Origin of the sequence: Rhodococcus sp. A14 (genome assembly GCF_011603105.1) — a bacterium.
GTDB lineage: Bacteria > Actinomycetota > Actinomycetes > Mycobacteriales > Mycobacteriaceae > Rhodococcus_F > Rhodococcus_F opacus.
Genome location: NZ_JAAOQS010000327.1, coordinates 1 through 437, shown reverse-complemented (window position 1 = coordinate 437; position 437 = coordinate 1). Strand labels below are relative to the sequence as shown.

General features: G+C 34.6%; 1 protein-coding gene. It reads right to left on the bottom strand.

Features of this window, described 5'->3' with window-relative positions:
* Positions 1–422, bottom strand: a 422-nt coding sequence (locus G9373_RS45690; protein WP_167121412.1) for a LysE family transporter, incomplete at its 3' end; no start/stop codon positions are given.
* Positions 423–437 lie beyond the last annotated feature (15 nt).

Below are 437 nucleotides of genomic sequence, written 5' to 3'. Positions count from 1 at the left end.
CCTATGTACTGTATAGAGTTTGTTCCGATTACACCAATTGTATCTAAAATTGCGTGTGGATTTAGTAATGAAACCGATGCGGCGAAAATAATTTGATTTTTTAAAGGCATGCTTTTTTCTTGTTTTACATCATTTGAATGATCACTTCTCCAAATAACCCAGCCCATATACATAAGAAAGAAAAATCCAATCATATACAGAGTAGTTGTTAACCAAGAAAAAGTAAGGAGTACAAGGGATACACCTTGTACAGCAATTAATATTAATAATGTATCACATATAGATGCAGTCAAGACTACAGGAGCAGCTCTCCAAATATTTGGTTGACTAGCGCCTTGATTAAAGACGAAAACATTTTGGACACCTAATGGAATGATAAGACCAAATGCAAGGATGATACCGTGAATAATTGCTTCACTCATCATATTACCTCCTAC